The sequence below is a fragment of the Ensifer sp. MJa1 genome (assembly GCF_037026475.1).
GTDB lineage: Bacteria > Pseudomonadota > Alphaproteobacteria > Rhizobiales > Rhizobiaceae > Ensifer.
Genome location: NZ_JAKUMO010000023.1, coordinates 60,670 through 82,997, shown reverse-complemented (window position 1 = coordinate 82,997; position 22,328 = coordinate 60,670). Strand labels below are relative to the sequence as shown.

General features: G+C 63.0%; 21 protein-coding genes. 13 read left to right on the top strand and 8 right to left on the bottom strand.

The genetic code is table 11. The features are described from left to right. Nucleotides 1-36: 36 nt before the first annotated feature. Complete coding sequence (locus tag MKZ91_RS25440; RefSeq protein WP_336173820.1) at nucleotides 37-1,440, bottom strand: hypothetical protein; 1,404 nt, start codon at nucleotides 1,438-1,440, stop codon at nucleotides 37-39. Nucleotides 1,441-1,530: 90 nt separating this feature from the next. Then, nucleotides 1,531-2,322, bottom strand: coding sequence for a creatininase family protein (locus tag MKZ91_RS25435; RefSeq protein ID WP_336173818.1), 792 nt, complete (start codon nucleotides 2,320-2,322; stop codon nucleotides 1,531-1,533). 113 nt (nucleotides 2,323-2,435) lie between these two features. Here MKZ91_RS25435 and MKZ91_RS25430 point away from each other — a divergent pair, with 113 nt between their 5' ends. From MKZ91_RS25430 to MKZ91_RS25420, 3 genes are all read left to right on the top strand, one after another. After that, complete coding sequence (locus tag MKZ91_RS25430; protein WP_336173816.1) at nucleotides 2,436-2,951, top strand: MarR family winged helix-turn-helix transcriptional regulator; 516 nt, start codon at nucleotides 2,436-2,438, stop codon at nucleotides 2,949-2,951. A 179-nt stretch (nucleotides 2,952-3,130) separates the two neighbouring features. Beyond that, nucleotides 3,131-4,153 (top strand): LacI family DNA-binding transcriptional regulator, encoded by a 1,023-nt coding sequence (locus tag MKZ91_RS25425; RefSeq protein ID WP_336173814.1) that lies wholly within the window; start codon nucleotides 3,131-3,133, stop codon nucleotides 4,151-4,153. A 27-nt stretch (nucleotides 4,154-4,180) separates the two neighbouring features. Continuing rightward, entirely contained in the window at nucleotides 4,181-5,149 is a 969-nt protein-coding gene (locus tag MKZ91_RS25420; RefSeq protein WP_336173813.1) for a 2-hydroxyacid dehydrogenase, read from the top strand. A 59-nt stretch (nucleotides 5,150-5,208) separates the two neighbouring features. Here MKZ91_RS25420 and MKZ91_RS25415 read toward each other — a convergent pair whose 3' ends face one another. Continuing rightward, nucleotides 5,209-5,967 carry a gamma-glutamyl-gamma-aminobutyrate hydrolase family protein gene (locus MKZ91_RS25415; protein WP_336173812.1) on the bottom strand — a complete coding sequence of 253 codons (759 nt, stop codon included), beginning with the start codon at nucleotides 5,965-5,967 and terminating at the stop codon, nucleotides 5,209-5,211. Between the two features lie 429 nt (nucleotides 5,968-6,396). On the opposite strand from MKZ91_RS25415, the gene MKZ91_RS25410 reads away from it, so the two are divergent. From MKZ91_RS25410 to MKZ91_RS25385, 6 genes are all read left to right on the top strand, one after another. Then, the gene (locus MKZ91_RS25410) at nucleotides 6,397-8,706 is read left to right on the top strand and encodes a putative bifunctional diguanylate cyclase/phosphodiesterase (RefSeq protein WP_336173811.1); all 2,310 of its coding nucleotides are present in this window, start codon (nucleotides 6,397-6,399) and stop codon (nucleotides 8,704-8,706) included. 229 nt (nucleotides 8,707-8,935) lie between these two features. Next, nucleotides 8,936-9,709, top strand: coding sequence for an N-acyl amino acid synthase FeeM domain-containing protein (locus tag MKZ91_RS25405; protein ID WP_336173809.1), 774 nt, complete (start codon nucleotides 8,936-8,938; stop codon nucleotides 9,707-9,709). Nucleotides 9,710-9,970: 261 nt separating this feature from the next. Next, entirely contained in the window at nucleotides 9,971-10,195 is a 225-nt protein-coding gene (locus MKZ91_RS25400; RefSeq protein ID WP_336173808.1) for an aa3-type cytochrome c oxidase subunit IV, read from the top strand. Between the two features lie 407 nt (nucleotides 10,196-10,602). Beyond that, nucleotides 10,603-11,757: a Re/Si-specific NAD(P)(+) transhydrogenase subunit alpha gene (locus MKZ91_RS25395; protein ID WP_336173806.1), complete on the top strand. Its 1,155-nt coding sequence runs from the start codon at nucleotides 10,603-10,605 to the stop codon at nucleotides 11,755-11,757. After that, complete coding sequence (locus MKZ91_RS25390; RefSeq protein ID WP_336173804.1) at nucleotides 11,757-12,167, top strand: NAD(P) transhydrogenase subunit alpha; 411 nt, start codon at nucleotides 11,757-11,759, stop codon at nucleotides 12,165-12,167. The genes MKZ91_RS25395 and MKZ91_RS25390 overlap by 1 nt, the downstream gene beginning before the upstream one ends. Nucleotides 12,168-12,177: 10 nt before the next feature. After that, nucleotides 12,178-13,578 carry an NAD(P)(+) transhydrogenase (Re/Si-specific) subunit beta gene (locus MKZ91_RS25385; RefSeq protein WP_336173802.1) on the top strand — a complete coding sequence of 467 codons (1,401 nt, stop codon included), beginning with the start codon at nucleotides 12,178-12,180 and terminating at the stop codon, nucleotides 13,576-13,578. Between the two features lie 110 nt (nucleotides 13,579-13,688). On the opposite strand, the gene MKZ91_RS25380 is transcribed toward MKZ91_RS25385, so the two are convergent. The 3 genes from MKZ91_RS25380 to rpsU all read right to left on the bottom strand — a co-directional run bounded on the left by MKZ91_RS25380 (nucleotide 13,689) and on the right by rpsU (nucleotide 15,688). Then, a complete protein-coding gene (locus MKZ91_RS25380) occupies nucleotides 13,689-14,165 on the bottom strand; it encodes a DUF992 domain-containing protein (RefSeq protein ID WP_336173801.1) in 477 nt (158 codons plus the stop codon). 161 nt (nucleotides 14,166-14,326) lie between these two features. Beyond that, the gene (locus MKZ91_RS25375; RefSeq protein ID WP_336173800.1) at nucleotides 14,327-15,214 is read right to left on the bottom strand and encodes a tetratricopeptide repeat protein; all 888 of its coding nucleotides are present in this window, start codon (nucleotides 15,212-15,214) and stop codon (nucleotides 14,327-14,329) included. A gap of 261 nt (nucleotides 15,215-15,475) precedes the next feature. Continuing rightward, entirely contained in the window at nucleotides 15,476-15,688 is a 213-nt protein-coding gene (rpsU, locus tag MKZ91_RS25370) for a 30S ribosomal protein S21 (protein WP_034786884.1), read from the bottom strand. Between the two features lie 326 nt (nucleotides 15,689-16,014). Between rpsU and MKZ91_RS25365 the strand changes: the two genes are divergently transcribed. From MKZ91_RS25365 to MKZ91_RS25350, 4 genes are read left to right on the top strand one after another with little or no spacing between them, the layout of a single operon-like run. Beyond that, a complete protein-coding gene (locus MKZ91_RS25365) occupies nucleotides 16,015-17,268 on the top strand; it encodes a sarcosine oxidase subunit beta family protein (RefSeq protein WP_336173798.1) in 1,254 nt (417 codons plus the stop codon). A gap of 10 nt (nucleotides 17,269-17,278) precedes the next feature. Next, on the top strand, nucleotides 17,279-17,614 hold the full coding sequence (locus tag MKZ91_RS25360) for a sarcosine oxidase subunit delta (protein ID WP_336173797.1): 336 nt from the start codon (nucleotides 17,279-17,281) through the stop codon (nucleotides 17,612-17,614). Next, nucleotides 17,611-20,604 carry a sarcosine oxidase subunit alpha gene (locus tag MKZ91_RS25355; RefSeq protein WP_336173796.1) on the top strand — a complete coding sequence of 998 codons (2,994 nt, stop codon included), beginning with the start codon at nucleotides 17,611-17,613 and terminating at the stop codon, nucleotides 20,602-20,604. The genes MKZ91_RS25360 and MKZ91_RS25355 overlap by 4 nt, the downstream gene beginning before the upstream one ends. Next, complete coding sequence (locus MKZ91_RS25350) at nucleotides 20,597-21,148, top strand: sarcosine oxidase subunit gamma (RefSeq protein ID WP_336173795.1); 552 nt, start codon at nucleotides 20,597-20,599, stop codon at nucleotides 21,146-21,148. Before MKZ91_RS25355 ends, MKZ91_RS25350 begins: the two co-directional genes overlap by 8 nt. 109 nt (nucleotides 21,149-21,257) lie before the next feature. Here the strand turns inward: MKZ91_RS25350 and MKZ91_RS25345 are convergent, their stop codons facing one another. Beyond that, nucleotides 21,258-21,794, bottom strand: a complete 537-nt coding sequence (locus tag MKZ91_RS25345; protein WP_336173793.1) for a GNAT family N-acetyltransferase — start codon at nucleotides 21,792-21,794, stop codon at nucleotides 21,258-21,260. A 25-nt stretch (nucleotides 21,795-21,819) separates the two neighbouring features. After that, complete coding sequence (locus MKZ91_RS25340) at nucleotides 21,820-22,308, bottom strand: MaoC family dehydratase (protein ID WP_336173792.1); 489 nt, start codon at nucleotides 22,306-22,308, stop codon at nucleotides 21,820-21,822. Nucleotides 22,309-22,328: the final 20 nt, after the last annotated feature.

Below are 22,328 nucleotides of genomic sequence, written 5' to 3'. Positions count from 1 at the left end.
CATCTAACTGCAAATTCGTGCAGTTTCTCTTATCGTCTAGGCGCGGGTCGCTCGCGGTGCCAGCAGCATCAGCCGCAATTGGTTGAGCGCCAGCAGGCAGAGAAAGCCGCCGACGAGGATGCCGGCGCCGATCGTCCCATAGCTGGTGTCGCCGCTGGCGGTGAAGGCGAAGGCTGTCGCAGCCAGCCCGGCGGCGGCCAGAAGCACTGGCGGCCAGGAGAGATCGAACGGAAGGGCCGACATCAGGCGCAGGCCGAACAGGGCTGCGAGGAATGCGCCGACGGCACTGCCGAATGCCAGTGCTGCTCCACTTGGACCGGCGGCAAGGAGGGCCGCAGCGGCTCCAAGGTTCAGGAGCAGGCAGTCTGTGACGGCAAGCAGCAGGATGAGCGCGAGCCGTTGCTTCAGGTGCAGCGGCGTTGGCAGCATGATTTGCGTCAGTGTCCGCACCAGCGAGAGCACAATGATGAAGGGGGCGGTGGCGAGGAAGGCCTGCCGCAGATCCGGACTGATGACCAGCCAGGTGGCCGGCAGCAGGACCGCGAAGATACCGGCTGCCATCATCAGCGCAAAGCTCGCCAGAAGCGCGTAGTAGTGCCCGAGCCGCCGGGGGAGGTCTGCGCGGTCGCTTGCCCGGTCGTGTGCCGCGACGATTTCCGGATATTGGATCGCCTGGAGCGCGGAGACAATCAGCACGAAGGGCCGCTGCAAGAGGTCGAGCGCGAGCAGCGCGCCGGCGGCGCCCGTCGGGCCGAGAGCGGAGGTGAAGATCGCCTTCAGGGCGAGCGGCGCGAACATGGCCGCAGTCGCGGCCCCGGCCGAGACGCTGCCATAGACGAGATGCTTGCGAATGCGGGCGCCATCGAGGCTGGCGGAGGGGCGCGCGACCAACCGGCGCGACAGGAGGACGGCGAGCAGGCCATAAACGGCATAACCGGCGAGCAGGCCCGTGACAGTCGAAAGGAAAATCGGCGACACCAATGCTCCGGCGAGCGTTCCGGCGGCCAGAATGGTGGCGCGCGAGCCCTGCAGCAGGGAGAAGGCGCGAAAATCCTGGCGGAACCGCAACATCGTAAGGTGCAGGTCGCTGCCGCCCTGCGCGATCGAAACGAGGCCGCCAACGAGGGCAACGACGGGCGGCACTCCGAAGAGCGGGGACACCCCGGCCGCGATCAGGCACAGGACGGCGCAAGCGGTGGCCTCTACCAGAATGGTATGACGTTCAGCCGCCTCGCTTTGTTTGTCTGGTCCGGGATAGAAGCGCGTACAGGCGAAGCGCACCCATTCGAAGGCGGCTATCGCTGCAAACTGGCAGATCGAGATGAACAGCGAGTAGCTGGCGTAGTCGGCCGGCGCCAGCCAATGGGCGACGATGATCAACAGGCCGAAGGCGATGACGGCCTGGTAGAAATAGGCGCCGAGCGCGATGATCTTCGCCATGGGTTTCTCTGCCCTACGCCTTCGGGGTTCAGGCATCTGATAGCGCAAAAGCGCAAACAAAGTGTTTGCCGTGTTCTGCCGCGGGCGTCGTCAAACGAGGTCGGCGGGATCAAAGTCCCTGACGTCTTCCAGCAATTCGATAAACCCCGCGACCGCGTGGGCGATCAGGGCCTCGCCGCGTGCGGCCGTCGCGGCGGCGGCGTTGCCGGCAACACCCTCGACGTTGAGATCGCGCATTTTCCAGCCGAAGGCATGCGGGCCGTAGGCGCGCAGATGCTTGAAGCGCGCGGCAAACTCTTGCTGTCGCGACGTAAAGCCTTGAGCCTTCGCCATGTCGACCTTGTCGGGATGGAGCGCCAGCATCACCGACGTCTCGATATCGCCACCGTGGATGTCGAGGGCCTTGTCCTCAGGCGCGATCCATCCGTCCGGCTGACCGAAGCGGGTCCAGCTCGTCGCGACTGCCAGCATGTCGAAGCGCACGCGCGTCTCGGTGGTGACGACCGTCATCAACGGCGAATTGCCGCCATGGGCGTTGAGCATCACCAGCTTGCGAATGCCGAGGCCATGAAGGTCGCCGGCAATGGCGAGCCAACGGCGAACGGCCTCGTCGTAAGCGAGCGTCCGGCTGCCGGCCACGTCCATGTGTTCGATCGAATAGCCAACCGGCTCGACCGGCAGGAAGGTCACCGGCAAGCCGGCGGGCATGGCGGCGATCGTGCGCTGGACGATGCCCTCGGCGATCAGGGTGTCGGTTTCGAACGGCAGGTGCGGCCCATGCTGTTCATGGGCTCCAAGCGGCAGCACCGCGATCCAGTCACGCCGGGCAGCGGCTGGAAGATCGGTCGCATTGTCCTGCCATCGCGGCCTGGGCATCGACATATCTCTTCGATCCTCCACGTCAATTGTCGTAAAAATGTTATTTGAGTCATACAGTTCGTAATCGCAAGCTGTATTGTTATAAGAGTGTGAGACGGGATTCGGCAGGAGGTCCAATGGGCAAGAAGAACAAGGCCGAAAAGAAAGCCAAGAACGGCAAGAGGAAGGATGAATTCCTGGAGAAGGAGGAGTTCCTGGCCGAGCCGCACGATCTTGCAGCGATCCTTGTTCAGGCTGCGCGCTCCATGCGCACCGTGCTCTCCCGCAACCTGCTCGAAAGCGGGCTTTACGCCGGGCAGGATGGCGTGATGCTGGCGTTGGCCGAAACCGATGGCCTGACGGCCGGCGGGTTGGCTGCCAAACTCGGGGTCAAGGCGCCGACCATGACGCGTACGATTGGCCGCATGGAGGCCCAGGGCTTTCTCGAGCGTCGCCCGGATGAGGACGACGCACGGCTCACCAAGGTCTATCTGACCGAGCCGGGGCGAAACCGCCTGCAAACCATCGCCGAAGCCGGCCAGCACTCGGAAAAACTGGCAACGCGCGGTTTGACCGACAAGCAGGTGCGCACGCTGATGAAATTGCTGCGCGCTGTCGACAGCAATCTCCAGGCCGCGCGCGGGGCCGATTGAGCCTTGCTTGCAGCATATTGCGGCGGCGATTTAAACAGTTTAAAAGGGATTTAAATTAAGGCGTCCGCGCGTCCACTGGAAATGCGCGAAAGTCGCCGCAGATTTGCTGCACGTCCCGGCCGGATCCGATCGCCGGGGTGATGCAGCCCGGGGGCGAAACAGGGCTTACAGGGGGCATCGTGGCGCAGAAGGTCAAGCTATCGACGATCGCAGAGACACTCGGTCTTTCGACGGCAACGGTATCCCTGGCATTGCGCGACAGTCCCTTGGTGGCGACCGTCACCCGCGACAAGATCAAGGAACAGGCGCGCGCGCTCGGCTACATCTACAATCGCCGCGCCGCCAGCTTGCGGACCTCCCGCTCGGGCATCATCGGCGTCGTCGTGCACGACATCATGAACCCGTTTTACGGCGAGATCCTGAAGGCGATCGAGGCCGAACTCGATCGCGACAAGCAGACCTTCATCCTCTCCAACCACTACGATTCCGTCGACAAGCAGCGCGATTTCATCGAGACGCTGCTGCAGCTCGGCGGCGACGGCGTGATCATGTCACCGGCCATCGGCACGCCGCTGGAGGACATCCAGCTTGCCGAAGACAACGGCATGCCGGCGATCCTGATTGCCCGTTCGATCGAGGGCGTGGACATTCCGATTTTCCGCGGCGATGACGCCTATGGCATCTCGCTTGCAACCAACCACCTGATCGGTCTCGGTCATCGTTGCATTGCCATGGTCGGCGGCACCGACCAGACGTCGACGGGCCGTGACCGCTATCAGGGCTATGTCAACGCACTGCGCAAGGCCAATATCGACGTCGATCCGGAACTGCGCATCCCCGGCCCGCGTACCAAGCAGGGCGGCTTCGAGGCCGCCGTGCACCTGCTCTCCCTGCCGCAGAAGCCGACGGCCGTCGTCTGTTGGAACGACCTGGTGGCGATCGGAATGATGAACGGCATCGCGCGTGCCGGTCTCGTTCCCGGCGTCGATATCTCCGTCACCGGCTACGACGATCTGGAGGAGGCGTCGATCGCGACGCCGGCGCTGACGACCGTGTGGAACGGCCAGGCCGATGTCGGCCGCAGTGCTGCCCGCGCGCTCCTCGACAAGCTTTCCGGCAGCCACGAGCCGGATGGTATCCACCTGATCAAGCCGGAAATGCGCATCCGGCAATCGACCGGCCCCTTGCGGGTCATCGCCTAAGGCCCATCTACCCGACAGGAAGTCCCCATGTCTGCGACCCGCATTCGCGTCCTCGTGCCCGGAAAGATCAACCAGAGGGTCATCGATCGGCTCGCGGAGCGGTTCGAGGTCGTCAGGATCGAAAGTGCCGATCCGGTGCCGGTGAGCGCGCAGATGCAGGATGTCAGGGCCATCGCCGTTTCCGGACGCGTGCCCGCCGCGCTGATGGATGCCTTGCCGCAGCTTGAGATCATCGCCAATTTCGGCGTTGGCTACGACGGTGTGGAAGTCGGTCACGCGGCCGCCAAAGGCATAACCGTCAGCAACACGCCCGACGTGCTGACCGAAGAGGTTGCCGATACGGCGATCGGCCTCTTGCTCAACACCTTGCGTCAGTTGCCGCAGGCCGAGCAATGGCTGCGCCGGGGGCGCTGGAGCCGAGAGGGTGCGTTCCCGCTGTCGCCGCTTTCGCTGCGCGGGCGAACGGTCGGTCTCTACGGACTCGGGCGCATCGGCCTTGCCATCGCCAAGAGGCTCGAAGCCTTCGGCGTTTCGATCGCCTATCATACCCGCAGCCCGCGCGAGGGCCTTGCTTATGCCTATCATCCGACGCTGGCCGGGCTTGCCGCCGCGGTCGATACGCTCGTCGTCATCGTGCCCGGCACCGAGGTGACGCAGCGCACGGTCAATGACGAGGTGCTTTCCGCACTCGGCAGCAACGGCGTGCTGATCAATGTCGGTCGTGGCTCGACCGTCGACGAACCGGCGCTGATCAAGGCGCTTCGGACGGGCGTGATCGCCGGCGCCGGCCTTGATGTCTTCGAGAACGAGCCGCAGGTGCCTGAGGCGTTGATGGCACTGCCGAACGTGTCCCTGCTGCCGCACGTCGCGTCGGCTTCCGTCGCGACCCGCAACGCTATGGCAGACCTCGTCGCTGACAACATTGCGGCCTGGTTTGAAACCGGCAAGGCGCTGACGCCAGTACCGGAGACGCCGTTCACACGACGTGGAGCCTGAAGTTTCGATTGCCTGAGGTGGGCGCCGGCCGGTTCGGGCGGCGATGAAGCACTGCGGCGTCAGGCTGCCAGGCGGCCGGCGGCGTAGGTCCTGACGGCGTCGCCGAAGGCCTTGAACAGGCTTGCTGAAGGTGTGTCGGTGCGCACCCAGTATTCCGGATGCCATTGCACGCCGACGGCAAAGGCCTTGGCACCGATCACCGAAACCGCTTCGATCGTGCCGTCATCGGCAACCGCTTCGACCGCGAGACGCGGCGCCGTGGCGCCGATCGCCTGGCGGTGCAGCGAGTTGACGCGGATGCGGCCGGCGCCAAGCACGGGTGCCAGGCAGCTTCCTTCCTTGACGATGACGTCCTGGCGGATGCCGTAGGCGACGTCCAGTTCCTTCACGTCGGGTTTGCGATGGTCCCAGATGCCCGGCTGGTCCTGGATCTCGCTGGCAAGCGTGCCGCCAAGTGCGACGTTCAGCTCCTGGATGCCGCGACAGATGGCGAGCAGCGGCACGCCGCGCTCCAATGCCCGAGTGATGAGCGGCAGGCTGGTGGCATCACGGCCCGGGTCGAAGGGGCCGTCACTGTCCTTGGCTTCGCGGCCGTAAAGCGAGGGGTGAACGTTGGAGCGGGCGCCGCTTGCGAGCACACCATCGACGCGGTCGAGGATCTCGTCGATGTCGTTGCCGGTTTCGAGCGCGGGAACCAGGAAGGGCATGACGCCGGCACCCTCGACGGCGGCGCGGACATATTGATGGGCAACGACATGCCAGACATTGCCGTCGAATTCGCGGAAATCGCAGGGGATGGCAACGACAGGTTTCGACATCATCAGGCTCCGTAAGACGCTTAAGAAAAGCCTTGCCTTCAGATGCGGATGAAAGTCAACTGGGAAGGTGGTGAGCGCGATTGCTGCGCAACCGCGGTCCGTTGCGGCAACGCGTGCGAGCCAAAAACGGCAGGAAATCGCAGGTAATTCTTCAAGAACTGGTAACCATCGCACACGCTAGTTCGGGTTTATCCGCCAGAACAGTAGAATTGTGGTAGTTGCAGCTGAGCCTTTTTCTTGTGCGGATGCCTATGTTTGGTTGCAGAATTCGAGTAATGTTCGGCGCCTTCGCACTGTTGAGTTGAACTCTCGGGTCTATCGGCCGCCAACCCTTCGATTTTCTGGGATTCGATACATTTTTCGGGGCGTTAGACGAAATCATTCGTTAAGTCATCACCCCTAACAATCCGGTAAACCGGAGCTTGGTTCATGATGCGACTTGGACAGAGCGCTCTTCCGACTGACGTGTATCTGTCATCCGTGAGCTCGCTCTACGAACATCGCAATACGCTGGTGATCGGCATGCTTTCGCATGTCGTGACGTTTCTGCTCGTCTACTTCAAGACCACCGATCCGCTTTATCTCACCTGCTCCGGCGTGATCTTCGTGCTCTGGGCGTTGCGCAACCTCGACATGGCGCGCTTCGACCGGCAGGACTTCTCCAATGCCGACCGCGCCATGGTCCGCAAGTGGGAGAACCGCTACATCGTCGGCGGCGTCAGCGTGACGCTCACCTGCGGCATCGCCTGTGGTTATGCCATTGCAGTCAGCCAGGATTCCTTTTCCGAGCTCGCCACCATCTCGGTTACGCTCGCCTCGATGATTTCGCTTGTCGGGCGCAATTATGGCTCCGAGCGCGCCGTACTTCTCCTGTCGTCGTCGGCATGCCTGCCGATCGTCGTCGGCCTGATCACGCTGCAGGACGTGTACATGCTGGCGCTTGCCGTGCTGATCCTGCCTTTCATCCTTTCGACCTGGATGATGGCCAACAATGTGCGCGCGTTTCTCTATGAGAATGTGCTGGCCGCACGCGAGATCGCGACCATTGCCGGGCAGTTCGACGCGGCGCTGAACAACATGACCCACGGTCTGTTCATGCTCGATGGCGACGGCCGGGTCGTCGTCGCCAACGAGCGAGCCTGTGCACTTCTGGCTCTCGGCGACAGGGCGGAGCTCAAGGGCTGGTTGCTCGACGATGTGATCCGGCGTGGTGCGCGTCGCATGCGGCTCGACGTGGACAAGAGCAAGGCCATTTCGCGCCAGCTCGATCTTCTTCTCAAGGGCAGGCGGCCGCAGGTGCTCATCCCTGTTGGCGAAGAACTGCATCTCGAGTTCTCAGCAAGCCGCCGTGACAACGGCGATATCGTTTTGATCTTCGAGGACGTGACGGCGCGGGTGCAGGCGGACAAGCAGATCCTGCACATGGTGCGTTTCGACAAGCTGACGGAACTGCCGAGCCGCGACTATTTCGCCGAGTTAGTCGTCAACGCGGTGAGCAGTGACGACGGGCAAGGCCGGCCCGTCGGGCTGATGGTTCTCGATGTCACCGAGTTCAAGCACGTCAACGACATGCGCGGCCACATCGTCGGCGACAAGCTCCTGCAGGCCATTGCCGGCCGACTGAAAGCGCTTGCCGGCACCGATGCAATCGCCGCCCGGTTGATGGGTGACGAGTTCGTCGTGTTCTTTCCGAACAGGGCCGAACCCGGTGACCTGGAAGAGCGGATGCGCGCGCTGCACACGGATCTGCGCGGCACCTACGTGGCCGCCGGCTTCACCTTCAACATGACGATGAGTGCCGGTTTTGTTATCGCACCAAGCGACGACCTCAGGCTCGAAGATCTGCAGATCAAGGCGGATCTGGCGCTATCGGAAACCAAGCTGCGCAACCGGGGCGGCTGCACCGCCTTCGAAGTTGAGATGGACGCGCGCTACCTCGACCGCCAGAAGCTCAAGGCCGATCTGCGCGAAGCGATCAATGCGCGCCATCTGACGCTTTCCTACCAGCCGATGTTCGCGCCAAGCGGCGGTCGGGTCGAGTGCTGCGAGGCGCTGGCGCGCTGGACGCATCCCGAGCGTGGACCGGTGCCGCCGAACGTCTTCATCCAGCTTGCCGAGGAACTGGGGCTGGTGACCGAAATCACTCGTTTCGTTCTTAACCAGGCGTGCCGGGACTGCATGAACTGGCCGGCTGACGTTTCCGTTTCGGTCAACCTGTCGGTGCTCGACCTGCGCAGCACGGAAATCGTAATGATGGTGACCGAAACGCTTCGGGCGACCGGTCTCGATGCTTCGCGGCTGCATCTGGAAGTCACCGAGAGCTGCCTGATGGACGAGCCGCTCAAGGTACAGGCCATTTTGCGCGAACTGCGCGGCCAGGGCATCACCATCGCCATCGACGATTTCGGTACTGGCTATTCGAGCCTCAGCTATCTCGATGCGCTGCCGGTCGACATCATCAAGATCGATCGATCCTTCGTGCGCAACATCCGCGAGGATTCGCGCCGCTTCAAGCTATTGCGCGGCACGGCAAATCTCGCACACGCGCTCAGTCTGCGCACCGTTGTCGAAGGTGTCGAGACGGCAGATCAGTTGCAGCTTATCAACGAGCACAATTGTGCCGATTTGATACAGGGCTTCGTCTTTGCGGCCCCCATGCCGGCTTCGGCCATTGCCACTCTTTGCAAGAACGGTGTGCCAAAACGGGGCGTAAAGCCCACCAGCAAGCGTATCGCCTGACCTTTCGGGCCCTCTTCCGCTCTCTTTTGATGCGGCTTTCGCTCCCCTCAACCCTCTGATGCTGCGGGGCAAACGCGTTCCGCCTTGGTGCAGTTCGTTCTAAATCAACCGAATACGTTCACGATTTTTTAGGGTTAACAAAAAGTTAACGGTGAACTGTTCCGTTTTGCTGTTGCCGCCCCATCTCCTCTCAATAGGTTAACGATTTGTTAACCATGAGGTGTTGAGTATGGGTGAGTCGAGTTCCCAGGCGGAGCCTGGGCGTTTTTCTGAAAAGCTGATGCAATTGCTCGATCGTGTCGAATATCGGCGGGTCGAGACCGGCGAAGACATGGAGGACATCGCGCGGCTGCGCTACAAGTCCTACAAGTCCGTCAATCTGATGGAGTTGACCGGCTCGACGCTGGTCGACGCTCTCGACTTCGATAGCCACGCTTATGTTTTTGGCATCTATCTCGATGAGAGCCTCGTCAGTACCGTGCGTGTGCACCACGTGACGCCGGACCATCGTGCCAGTACGTCGGGCATGATCTTCGGTCCGGAGATTGACGCCTTCCTCGATGCCGGGATGGTGCTCGTCGATCCCGGTCGCCTGGCGGTCGATCCGGATGTGATCGGCGACGAGATGCGCGCGCTTCCCTATTTGACGCTGCGTCCGGTGGCGATGGCTTGCGAATACTTTTCCGCCGACCGTTGCCTGACCGCCTGCCGCCCGCGCCACGCCGCTTTCTACAAGCGCATCTTCGCGTCCGAGACGGTTGTCGCCAAGCGCGAGAACCTCGGGGTTTACAACGCCGATGGCGCGCTGCTCGTCGCGCAGGTCAGGGGCCAGCGGCCGTCGATCCTGGATCGATATCCCATTTTCGATTCGGAACCCTTCGAGCGCCGCATGATGTTTGCCGACCGCAGCGAGGTGCCTTTCGCGCCGCTGACGATCCTTCCCACTGCACGCATGGCGCAAAACGGCTACGGCCGCTCCTACCGCATGTCGGTCTTCCGCTAAAAGGAAGTCTCCACCGAGGAGGCTCCTCCTCGGTGTGCCAGTCCGCTACAAGGCGGCGCTCCGTGCGCATGGCACGGCGCGGCATATCGCCCCATGATGCAGCGCTAAAGGACGGGTTTTCGTTGCACCCGGCCCGCGCATTGTGTATGGGCAGCTACAAGGGTTTTTACGTTCGCTTTTCGCGGAAACCCTGCTTTGATCAAGGTTGATGAGCGGTGGCGACAAAGGGTCGCTCCGTGGCATTCAGGGAGAATTTGAACGATGGCTGAGCATCATTCTGGACCGGTCGAGATGGGCGCTCCGATGGACTATCCGGAGCACGAAAAGACGTACAATCTTTTCATCAGCGCATCCAAGTTCGGTACGCTCTTCTGCGTCGCCCTGCTGATCGCCATGGCTGCCGGCTTCTTCACGACGATGGGCTTCTTCTCCTCGGTCGTGCTGTTCATCCTTCTCAACATCGCCGGCTTCTTCTTCCTTCGTTAATCGGCGCTTTGCACAGCGCGCCGTGGACGTCCATGCGGGCGTCTTATCGGCGGCCGGAAATGAGTCCGGACGGATCAGCATGTTGTCGACTGGAGGGTCGGCGGTGTTCGTTTCCGTGCTTTGAGATCTTGGTGCTCCTGGGTTCTGCTGAGCCGACACGAGCATGTTTTCCTCACGACGTGAGGGGGGAGTGGAAGACTGGCCGCCCGCGGTGTCCGAGCAAGGGTGCTGCATGAGCCGCGTTAGTGGTTCACGGGCAGGAGGGACGGTCTTCCAGGAAATATGTGGCCGGGCAATGTTCCTGGCGCATGGGGGCGTGCGGGCTCGCTCGCGAGCCGGCCGCTTTGCAGTCGGAGAGAATGCCCGCATTCCGGCTTTGGCTCGATTGCGGCCAAGGAGGGGGACCTGTGAGCGAGATTGTCTTTGTCGCCAAGGAAACGGATCTGAACGAGGGTCGCGTTGCCGCATCACCGGACACAATCAAGAAACTGAAAGGCCTCGGCTTCGACGTCATCGTCGAGGCAGGCGCCGGCTTTCCGTCGCGCGTTCCGGACGCTGAATTCGAGAAGGTCGGGGCGCGCATCGGCACGGTTGCCGACGCCAAGGCAGCCGACGTCGTCCTGAAGGTGCGCCGGCCCTCGAGTGCCGAGATCGCCGGCTACAAGTCGGGCGCCATCGTCATCGCCATCATGGATCCCTATGGCAACGAGGCCGCGCTCGCCGAAATGGCCAAGGCCGGGCTCACCACCTTTGCGATGGAGCTGATGCCGCGCATCACCCGCGCCCAGTCGATGGACGTGCTGTCGAGCCAGGCGAACCTTGCCGGCTACCAGGCGGTGATCGATGCTGCCTACGAATATGACCGGGCACTGCCGATGATGATGACCGCGGCCGGCACGGTTCCGGCGGCCAAGGTCTTCGTCATGGGGGCGGGCGTTGCCGGCCTGCAGGCAATCGCGACGGCACGCCGTCTTGGTGCGGTGGTTTCGGCGACGGACGTGCGTCCGGCCGCCAAGGAGCAGGTCGCATCGCTCGGTGCCAAGTTCATCGCCGTCGAGGACGAGGAATTCAAGGCGGCTGAAACAGCCGGCGGCTACGCCAAGGAAATGTCCAGGGAGTATCAGGCCAAGCAGGCGGCACTCGTCTCCGAGCATATCGCCAAGCAGGACATCGTCATCACCACGGCGCTCATCCCCGGCCGTCCGGCGCCGCGGCTCGTCAGCCGTGACATGCTGAAAAGCATGAAGCCCGGTTCGATCGCAGTCGATCTTGCCGTCGAGCGGGGCGGCAACGTCGAAGGTGCCGAAGCCGGCAAGGTCGTCGAGGTCGACGGCGTCAAGGTGATTGGCCACCTGAACGTGCCGGGACGGATCGCAGCTTCCGCCTCCGGCCTCTATGCCAAGAACCTAGTCACCTTCCTGGAAACCATGGTTTCCAAGGATACCAAGGATACCAAGGCACTTGCGCTCAACATGGAAGACGAGCTCGTCAAGGCGACAGTGCTTACCCATGGCGGTGAGGTGGTGCATCCGAACTTCGGCGGCAGCAAGGGGGACAAGTGATGGCAAATGAACTTCTCGACAAGGCGCTCGCCGATCTCGACCGGGCGGTAGAAGCGGTCCGCACCGCGGCCGAGTACGTGCCGGATGCGGCCGGCGTCGTCGCCCACGGCGCCACCGGCGGCGCAATCGATCCCTTCGTCTTCCGTCTGGCGATCTTCGTGCTGGCTATCTTCGTCGGCTACTACGTGGTCTGGTCGGTGACGCCGGCACTGCACACGCCGCTGATGGCCGTCACCAACGCGATCTCCTCCGTCATCGTTGTCGGTGCGCTGCTTGCCGTCGGCATCTCGGCCTCCGGACTTGCGACGGGCTTCGGCTTCATTGCGCTGGTGCTGGCTGCCGTCAACATTTTCGGCGGCTTCCTCGTCACCCAGCGCATGCTCGCCATGTACAAGAAAAAAGACAAGTGAGGCTGGCCCGATGAACGCCAACTTCGCAGCCTTCCTCTACCTCGTTTCCGGCGTCCTGTTCATCATGGCGCTGCGCGGCCTTTCGCATCCGACCACCAGCCGCAAGGGCAACACCTACGGCATGGTCGGCATGGGCATCGCGATCGTCACGACGCTGTTGCTTGCCAAGCCCACCTTCGGCGGCTTCCTCCTGATCGTGCTCGGCCTTGCCATCGGTGGCGGCGTCGGTGCCGTCATCGCCCGTCGCATCGCCATGACCTCGATGCCGCAGCTTGTTGCCGCCTTTCACTCGCTGGTCGGTCTTGCGGCCGTCATGGTGGCGGCCGCTGCCATGTATGCGCCGGAGAGTTTCGGCATCGGCACTCTCGGCGACATCCATGCGCAGGCGCTGGTCGAAATGTCGCTCGGCGTTGCCATCGGCGCGATCACTTTCACCGGTTCGGTCATCGCCTTCCTGAAGCTTGACGGCCGTATGTCCGGCAAGCCGATCATGCTTGCGGGACGCCACGCCATCAATGCCGGCCTTGCAATCGCGCTGGTCGTGCTAGTGGTCATGCTGGTGCTCACCCAGAGCACCACCGTGTTCTGGTTGATCGTTGCCTTGTCGCTGGCGCTCGGCGTGCTGATCATCATCCCGATCGGCGGCGCAGACATGCCTGTCGTAGTCTCGATGCTCAACTCCTATTCGGGTTGGGCGGCAGCCGGCATCGGCTTCACGCTCGGTAACCTGGCGCTGATCGTCACTGGTGCGCTCGTAGGCTCTTCCGGTGCGATCCTCTCCTACATCATGTGCAAGGGCATGAACCGCTCGTTCATCTCGGTCATTCTCGGCGGCTTTGGTGGCGAGACCGCGGCGGCCGGCGGTGACGACGGTGTCCAGCGCACGGTCAAGCAGGGCTCGGCCGACGATGCGGCCTTCCTGATGGCGAACGCCTCCAAGGTGATTATCGTGCCGGGCTACGGCATGGCGGTCGCCCAGGCGCAGCATGCGCTGCGCGAGATGGGTGACCAACTGAAGGCGGCCGGTGTCGAGGTCAAGTACGCGATCCACCCGGTCGCAGGCCGCATGCCCGGCCACATGAACGTACTGCTTGCCGAAGCGAACGTGCCTTACGACGAAGTGTTCGAGCTTGAGGACATCAACTCCGAGTTTGCGCAGGCCGATGTCGCCTATGTCATCGGCGCCAACGACGTCACCAACCCGGCAGCGCGCGACGACAAGTCGTCGCCGATCTACGGCATGCCGATCCTCGACGTCGACAAGGCCAAGACCTGCCTCTTCGTCAAGCGCTCGCTCGGCTCGGGTTATGCCGGCATCGACAACACGCTGTTCTACAAGGACGGCACGATGATGCTGCTTGGCGACGCCAAGAAGGTGACCGAAGACATCGTCAAGGCGCTGCACGCCTAAAGCCGATTGCGCCATCGACACTGAAACGCCCGCCGAAAGGCGGGCGTTTTGTTGCGGAGTGTCCGGCAAGGCATGGTCCGGATGGAAAGCGGGTTTTCCGGTGCGCTGCTCTAGCCGGCCGGCGCCAGCGTCAGTTCGTCGATGCCGACGGCAACGTTTAGTCCTTCCTGGACCTGGACATTGACCGGTTGCAGCATGAAGGCCTTGTTGCTGCCGCCGCCGATTACCTTGGCGCCGCCGCCAACGGCCATGCTCGCATCGGCGCCGACGCCGTAGTATTCACCGGCGAGGGCAAATTCGCTGACCGGCGTACCGGTCTTGGCAAAGACGTCCCAGACCATGGTGCTCTTCCCGGTCTTGCCGATGTCGATGCCGATCTTGCGGATCGTGCCGGCATAGACGGCCTTGGCGCCACCATTGGTGGGGGTAAAGGTGCACATGAGGTTCTTGGTCGAAGTCAGGATCATGCCTGTGCCGCCTTGCGAACCGCAGACGAGACGGCCGAGCGCGATGTAGTTCTGCGCTGCGGCCGGGCCTGTGGCGAGCGCGGCCAGTGCCAGCGCCGTAACGAGGGTTCGTTTGATCATGGCTCAATCTCCGTTCTTTGTGCTTGAAGCAAACGGACGATGGCCCGGAATGTTCCCCCGGAGTATTCCCGTGTCTGCGGCAACGAAGGGCTCGCCCCGGCGCAAACAAAAAACGCCCGCGATTGGATCGCGGGCGTCTCGAATAGGCAGGATCGGGGCGCTTAAGAGGCCTTGACGCGGGCAAGGCCGGCGCGGGCCGGCTCGTATTTCGGGTCGAGTTGCAGCGCGTGCGAATAGGACTTGGAGGCTTTCGCCTTGTCGCCCTTACGCTCATAGACCAGTGCCTGGTTGGCCCAGGATTCGGCAACCTTGCCGTTGAGATTGATCGCGGTGTTGAAGTCGGAGAAGGCGTTATCGTCGTCCCCTTGCGCGACATAGGAGATGCCGCGGCCGTTATAGGGCTCCGGCGAGCTCGGCGACAGCGAGATCGCCGTCGAGAAGTCCTCGATCGCCGGGCCGTGCTGGTTGCGTGCCTGGTAGATCAGACCGCGGTTGTGGTAGGCGCGCGGATCGGTCGTGTCGAGCTGGATCGCCTTGTTGAAATCGTTGAAGGCGGAATCGAGCTGTCCGGCCTGGCGATAGAGATTGCCGCGGCCGATATAGGCAACGTCGTAGTTCGCATTGAGCTGCAGCGCCGAGTTGTAGTCGGCAAGGGCTGCCTGGGTGTTGCCCATGTTGCGATGGACGAGCGCGCGGTTGGCATAGGCCTGGTAGAAGCGCGGGTTGAGCTGGATCGCCTGGTCGAAGTCGGCAATGGCCCGGCGGTACTCACCGGCACGGCCGTAAGCCGAGCCGCGGACGTTGTAGCCTTCGGGATCGCTCGGGTTCGAGGCGATGACGCTCGACAGCGAGGCGATGTTTTCCTGCGAGCCCTGTTCGCGCTCGACCTTGTTGGTGACGGAATCGGGGCCGTCGGTGGTGCAGCCTGCGAGAAGAAGTGCCGAACCGAGGATCAGCATGGCGGCAAGCCTCGGCTTGCGCTGGTGGCGGCGAGACGCCTCTTGGACAGTAAAACCGGAGACGTCCGCAGTCATGGCAGCAAGTGTCAAAGGTTGATCCCTCAAATCGACAAGGTCTCGAAAGCCATTGGCTTTCGGTTTCTGGAGCCCCGAAACTCCCCGCGGGCTCCTCAAGCCGGGCCTAATCAGGCTCCAGCAGACCACCGGTCAAACACTCCGGTTGGCCGTCCGCCGCTGGCAGCGTTGAGCACGCTAGCCTGTCGGTGGAAACGTTGTCCATACCAAAAAAAGGCGGTGGCGATACTTCGCCCCCGCCACGACTTACATCAGAAAGCGTCGAAAAAACGACAATCAGCGGGCCAGGAGGCCTTCGCGCTGTGCACGCTTGCGTGCCAGCTTGCGGACGCGGCGAACGGCTTCAGCCTTTTCGCGGGCGCGCTTCTGGGACGGCTTTTCGTAGTAATCACGCATCTTCATTTCGCGGAAAATGCCTTCGCGCTGCATCTTCTTCTTGAGAGCGCGGAGCGCCTGATCGACATTGTTATCGCGGACAAGTACCTGCACGTGAATCCCGTTCCTTTGGTTCGAGTTGTTTGCAGCTCCGTCAGGTGCCGGAGGCAAAAGAATGACATTCGCTGAGCTGAAAGCTTTACGATTAGTGGAGCGGATACCAGATCGCATATCGAAAGTCCAGCGACGACATGAGGAAGCGCTGAAAAATCCTCGGATGCAGGCGCTGCACCACTTCTCGTCCTCCGCGTAACCGATCCGTAGCCATGTCGCAACTGCGCGCAAGTCCACGCAATTGCGTCGCAAAAGAAACGTTGCACAGGTCTCGGATTTGCGATTTCTAACGCCAATGAGAACGGGGTTCATGGAGTATAAGGCCGATGCGCAAATATTCAGTTTTCGCCGTGGCGCGCGAGGCGTTGCGCGGCCACAAGGGGTGGGGCCCGCACTGGGCGTCGCCGGAGCCGCGCAAAGAGTATGATGTGATCATCATCGGCGGCGGCGGTCATGGCCTGGGTGCAGCCTATTATCTTGCCAAGGAGCACGGCATCACCAATGTCGCGGTGCTCGAGAAGGGATGGATCGGCGGCGGCAATACTGGCCGAAATACGACGATCATCCGGTCCAACTATCTCTATGAAGAGAGCATGGACATCTACGAGCACTCGCTGAAGCTCTGGGAAAACCTGTCGCAGGACCTGAACTACAACGTCATGTATTCGCCGCGCGGCGTGATGATGCTGTCGCACAACATCCATGACCAGCAGTCGTTCAAGCGTCATATCAATGCCAACCGTCTCTATGGCATCGACAACGAGTGGCTGACGCCGGAACAGGCCAAGGCCTATTGCCCGCCGCTCGATATCGCCAAGACCGCGCGCTATCCGATCAACGGTGCGGCACTCCAGCGCCGCGGCGGCACCGCCCGCCACGATGCCGTTGCCTGGGGCTACGCCCGCGCTGCCTCCGACCGCGGTGTGCACATCATCCAGAACTGCGAAGTCACCGGCATCCGCCGCGACGAGACCGGCCGTGTCATCGGCGTCGACACCAATCGCGGCTACATCGGCGCCAAGAAGGTCGGCATCTCCGCCGCCGGCCACACCTCGGTGCTGATGCAGATGGCCGACGTGCGCGTGCCGCTGCAGAGCCAGCCGCTGCAGGCGCTGGTCTCCGAGCCGCTGAAGCCGATCTTCCCCTGCGTCGTCATGTCGAACTCGGTGCATGCCTATATCTCGCAGTCCGACAAGGGCGAGTTCGTCATCGGCGCCGGCACCGACCAGTACAATTCCTATTCTCAGACCGGTGGCCTGCAGATCATCACCCATACGCTGGATGCGATCTGCGAGCTCTTCCCGATGTTCCGGCGCGTCAAGATGATGCGCCAGTGGGGCGGCATCGTCGACGTCACCCAGGACCGCTCGCCGATCCAGGGCGTGACCCCGGTTCCGGGCCTGTTCCTGAACGCTGGCTGGGGTACGGGCGGCTTCAAGGCGACGCCGGGCTCGGCCAACCTCTTCGCCCATCTGATCGCCAAGGGCGAGCCGCATCGCCTGGCCGCGGGCCTGACGCTGGAGCGCTTCCGCACCGGCCGGCTCATCGACGAGGCGGCAGCTGCCGCCGTTGCGCACTGAGGATTTCGAGATGCTTCTGATCTATTGCCCCTACTGCGAAGAAGAGCGCTCCGAGCTCGAATTCCGCGGCGCCGGCGACGCCCATATTGCCCGCCCCGAAAACATCGCCGACATCACCGACGAGGAATTCGAGGAGTACTTCTTCCTGCGTCAGAACCCGAAGGGTCTGATCTTCGAACGCTGGCGCCATATCCATGGTTGCGGCCGGTTCTTCAACGCCGCCCGCGACACGGTCAGCGACCGTTTCTACACCACCTACAAGGCCGGCGAGCCGAAGCCGGATATCGCCGCCATTCTTCAGAGCGAGCAGGACAAGAACGGGCAGGATAAGGGAGCCGCGAAATGATGGGCGCCAATCGCATTCCAGGCGTCGGCCGGCTGACACCGGCCCGCACCGCGCGCTTCACCTTCGACGGCCGCACGCTGACGGCGCTCGAGGGCGACACGGTCGCCTCGGCGCTGCTTGCCAACGGCATTCATCTCGTCGGCCGCTCGTTCAAGTATCACCGCCCGCGCGGCATTCTCTCGGCAGGCGCGGAAGAGCCGAACGCGTTGCTCGACGTTTCGCGTGACGCCGCCCGTCGTCAGCCGAACGTGCGCGCCACGGTCCAGGAAGTCTTCGACGGCATGAAGGTGGAATCGCAGAACCGCTGGCCATCGCTCGCCTTCGACGTCGGAGGCCTCAACGACCTGATGTCGCCGTTCTTCGCTGCCGGCTTCTACTACAAGACCTTCATGTGGCCGAAGGCTGCCTGGCACGCGATCTACGAACCCTTCATCCGCCGTGCCGCCGGTCTCGGCGTTACCCCGACGGAAGCGGACCCGGATCACTATGCCAGCCGCTATGCCCATTGCGACGTGCTGGTCGTCGGTGCCGGCGTTGCCGGTCTTTCGGCAGCCCTTGCCGCGGCCAAGGCCGGCGCCAAGGTGATCATCTGCGACGAACAGCCGGAAGTCGGCGGCGCGCTTCGTTATGAAAGCGGCACGACGATCGACGGCAAGGACGGCTGGGACTGGGCGCAGGATACGGCCAAGGCGCTTGCCGCCATGGACAATGTCACGCTTCTGACCCGAACCACCGGCTTCGGTTACTACAACCACAATTTCGTCGGCCTGGTCGAGCGGGTGACGGATCATCTCGCCGCCCTCGACAAGTCGCTGCCGCGCGAGCGGCTGTGGCAGGTGCGTGCCAAGAAGGTGATCCTCGCCAATGGCCAGATCGAGCGGCACATGGTGTTTGCCAACAATGACCGTCCGGGCATCATGCTCGCTTCGGCCGGCCGCACCTATCTCAACCACTTCGGCGTCGCCGTCGGTTCGAAGGTCGGCGTCTATACCGCCCACGACTCGGCCTATGAGGCAGCCTTCGACCTGAAGCGTGCCGGTGTCTCGGTTCCCGTGATCGTCGATTGCCGCGAGAACCCGGGCGAGGCGGTGCTTGCGGAAGCGCGCAAGCTCGGCATCGAAGTGCTGACCGGCCATTCGGTGATCAAGGCCGGCGGCAAGCTGCGCGTCAATTCGATCAGCGTTGCCCGCAACGGCGGCGGCTCGGCGCGCAAGTTCGCCGTCGATGCATTGCTGGTCTCGGCCGGCTGGACGCCCTCGGTGCATCTCTTCTCGCAGTCGCGCGGCAAGGTGAAGTTCGACGCGGCGACGCAGCGCTTCCTGCCGGGCACCTATCTGCAGGATTGCCTGTCGATCGGCGCCTGCAACGGTGCCGACGACCTGCAGGCAACCATCGACGAGGCGCTTGCCGCTGGCGAACTGACCGCGCGTGCAGCGGGTGCCGAAGGCGGAACGCAGGTCACACTTTCGGGCGAAAACCGCTTCGGCTGGACGGGTGGCATGATCGGCGCTGCCGAAGGGGCCGGACCGGACACCACCGTCAAGGCCTTCATCGACTTCCAGCACGATGTCTGCGCCAAGGACATTCGTCTGGCGGTGCGCGAAGGCATGCACTCGATCGAGCACATCAAGCGCTTTACCACCAACGGCATGGCGTCCGACCAGGGCAAGCTTTCCAACATGCATGGCCTGGCGATCGCCGCCGAAGCGCTCGGCAAGGATATCCCGCAGGTGGGCCTGACGACTTTCCGCCAGCCCTATACGCCGGTGACCTTCGGCACGATCGTCAACCATTCGCGCGGTGCTCTCTTCGATCCGGCCCGCAAGACACCGATGCATGCCTGGGAGGAGGCGCACGGCGCCGAGTTCGAGGATGTCGGCAACTGGAAGCGCGCCTGGTTCTATCCGAAGTCGGGAGAGGGCATGCATGAGGCGGTGGCGCGCGAATGCAAGACGGTGCGTGACGTCGCGGGTGTCTTCGACGCTTCGACGCTCGGCAAGATTGAGGTCGTCGGCCCGGATGCGGCCCAGTTCCTCAACCTGATGTACACCAACGCCTGGGACAACCTGAAGCCCGGCCGCTGCCGCTACGGCATCATGCTGCGCGACGACGGCTTCGTCTATGACGACGGCGTGGTCGGCCGCTTGGCCGAGGATCGCTTCCACGTGACGACGACGACCGGCGGTGCGCCGCGCGTCATGAACCACATGGAAGACTATCTGCAGACGGAGTTCCCGCACCTGAAGGTGTGGCTGACCTCGACGACGGAACAATGGGCCGTCATCGCCGTGCAGGGTCCGAAGGCGCGCGAGATCATCGCGCCGCTCGTCGAAGGCATCGACCTTTCCAACGAGGCCTTCCCGCATATGAGCGTGGCCGAAGGCAAGATCTGCGGTGTGCCGACAAGGCTCTTCCGCATGTCGTTCACCGGCGAGCTCGGCTTCGAAGTCAACGTTCCGGCCGATTACGGCCAGGCGGTCTGGGAGGCGATCTGGGCACGCGCCGAGCCGATGGGCGCCTGCGCCTACGGCACGGAAACCATGCACGTGCTGCGCGCCGAGAAGGGCTACATCATCGTCGGCCAGGACACCGACGGCACGCTGACGCCTGACGATGCCGGCCTGTCCTGGGCGGTCTCGAAGAAGAAGCCCGACTTTGTGGGTATCCGTGGCCTGAAGCGTCCGGATCTCGTCAAGGACGGCCGGAAGCAGCTCGTCGGCCTTTTGACCAAGGATCCGAAGGTGGTGCTGGAGGAAGGCGCACAGATCGTCGCCGATCCGAACCAGCCGAAGCCGATGACCATGCTCGGCCACGTGACGTCGTCCTACTGGTCGGAAAACTGCGGTCGCTCGATCGCGCTCGCCATGGTCGCCGGGGGCCGCGAGCGGCTCGGCCAGACGCTCTATGTGCCGATGACCGATCGCACCATCGCCGTTGAAGTGAGCGACATGGTGTTCTTTGACAAGGAAGGGGGCCGTCTCCATGGCTGACCAGGTTACTGCAAGCCGCAAGGCGGCACTCACCGCACGCGGCGGCTCGGCCGAAGCGATCCTGACGCCGGCTCCGGGCGCGACACGCATCTCGCTGCGCGCCGGCGCCGACGCGCTTGCCGCGCTGTCGGCAGCCCTCGGCGTCACGCTTCCGACGCGGCCGAAGACTTCGGCCTCCTCAGGCCAGCGTCATGCCTTGTGGATTGGCCCCGACGAGTGGCTGGTGTTTGACGAAGGCGAAGCCGACCTGATGGCGGCAGCAGCCTCGAGCGGCACGCTGCATTCGGCGGTCGACATCTCGCACCGCAATGTCGCCGTCATCGTCAGTGGTCCGGGTGCGGACGTGGCCATCAACAGCGGCTGCCCGCAGGATCTGTCGCTGGCGATCTTCCCGGTCGGCGCCTGCTCGCGCACGATCTTCGGCAAGGCGGAGATCATCCTCTTCCGCACGGCCGAGGATCAGTTCCGCGTCGAGTGCTGGCGGTCCTTCTCGCCCTTCGTCTTCGGGCTGCTGTCTGAAGGTGCTGAAGACGCTGGCCACTGAGATTACCGCCCAGTTCGGGAAGGGGAGCCGCTTGAGCCTTTCCGCATCCGCTTGAGCCATCAGATCGGGGGAATGCCTTTGGCGTCCCCCGATCATCTTCTTCGCGCGGTTAAAACCGGAAGTACCAATAGAGCGCGATTTCGCGGGTTCCGGGCGTCAGGGCGGAGTAGAGATGCCGGTCGTAGCCGGCGAGTTCGAAGCCGTAGCGTTCGTAGAAGCGGCAGGCCCCGACATTGTTCGACTGGGTTTCGAGCCGGATCCCCGGCAGGCCCTGTTCATTTGCCCAAGAGACCGCCCGGTCCATGAGTGCCTTGGCGACGCCGGCGCGGCGAGCGTCTGTGTCGACCGCAATGTCGTCGACTTCGGCAAAGCCGTTCCACGCTTTCGACAGAGCGATGTAACCGGCAAGCTTTCCGTCGATGCGTGCGACAAAGAGGGCAGCGTCCGGCTCTGCGGATGCGTCCGTCAACTCTTCCGGATCTGCCTCATAGGCTTTTGTGTATGCTTCGACGGGAGCGACAGCGCCAAGGCCGGGACCTGTGAAAGGTGGCAGTGCCTCGGATGCCACCTCGAAGGAAAAGTCGCAGCCGGCAAACTCGCGGACGAAACGCGTGTCGGCAGGCTCGATGATGACGATTGCGCTCATTTGGGCTTACATGGTCGCGCGACGCTTACGCATCCGCCGGCCGATCCTTGGGATCGAACTGGATGATCGTCTGCCAGGTGGCGGTCAGTGCCGGTTTGCGCTCGCCCTCGATCTCGACGCTGACGTCGTAGGTGATCATCAGCATGTTGGCGCCGCGAAAGCGGGCGTCGGCCATGGTGAAGTGACCGCGCACCTTGGCACCGCTTTTCACCGGCGCAATGAAGCGCACTTTCTCGAAGCCGTAGTTGATCCCCATGGTCTGCTCGCGGATCTTCGGCAGGCAATTGTAGTTCATCGCCGAAAGCAGCGAGAGCGACAGGAAACCATGCGCAATCGTGCCGCCGAACGGCGTTTCGGCCGCAGCGCGCACCGGATCGACGTGGATATATTGGTAGTCGCTGGTCGCCTCGGCGAACTTGTCGATCGTTTCCTGCGTGACCGTGATCCAGTCGGAAACCCCGACCTCCTTGCCGGCCAGAGCCTTGATCTCAGAAAGTGAAATGTCCTCAAGCATGTGAACGCCCCGAAACAAGC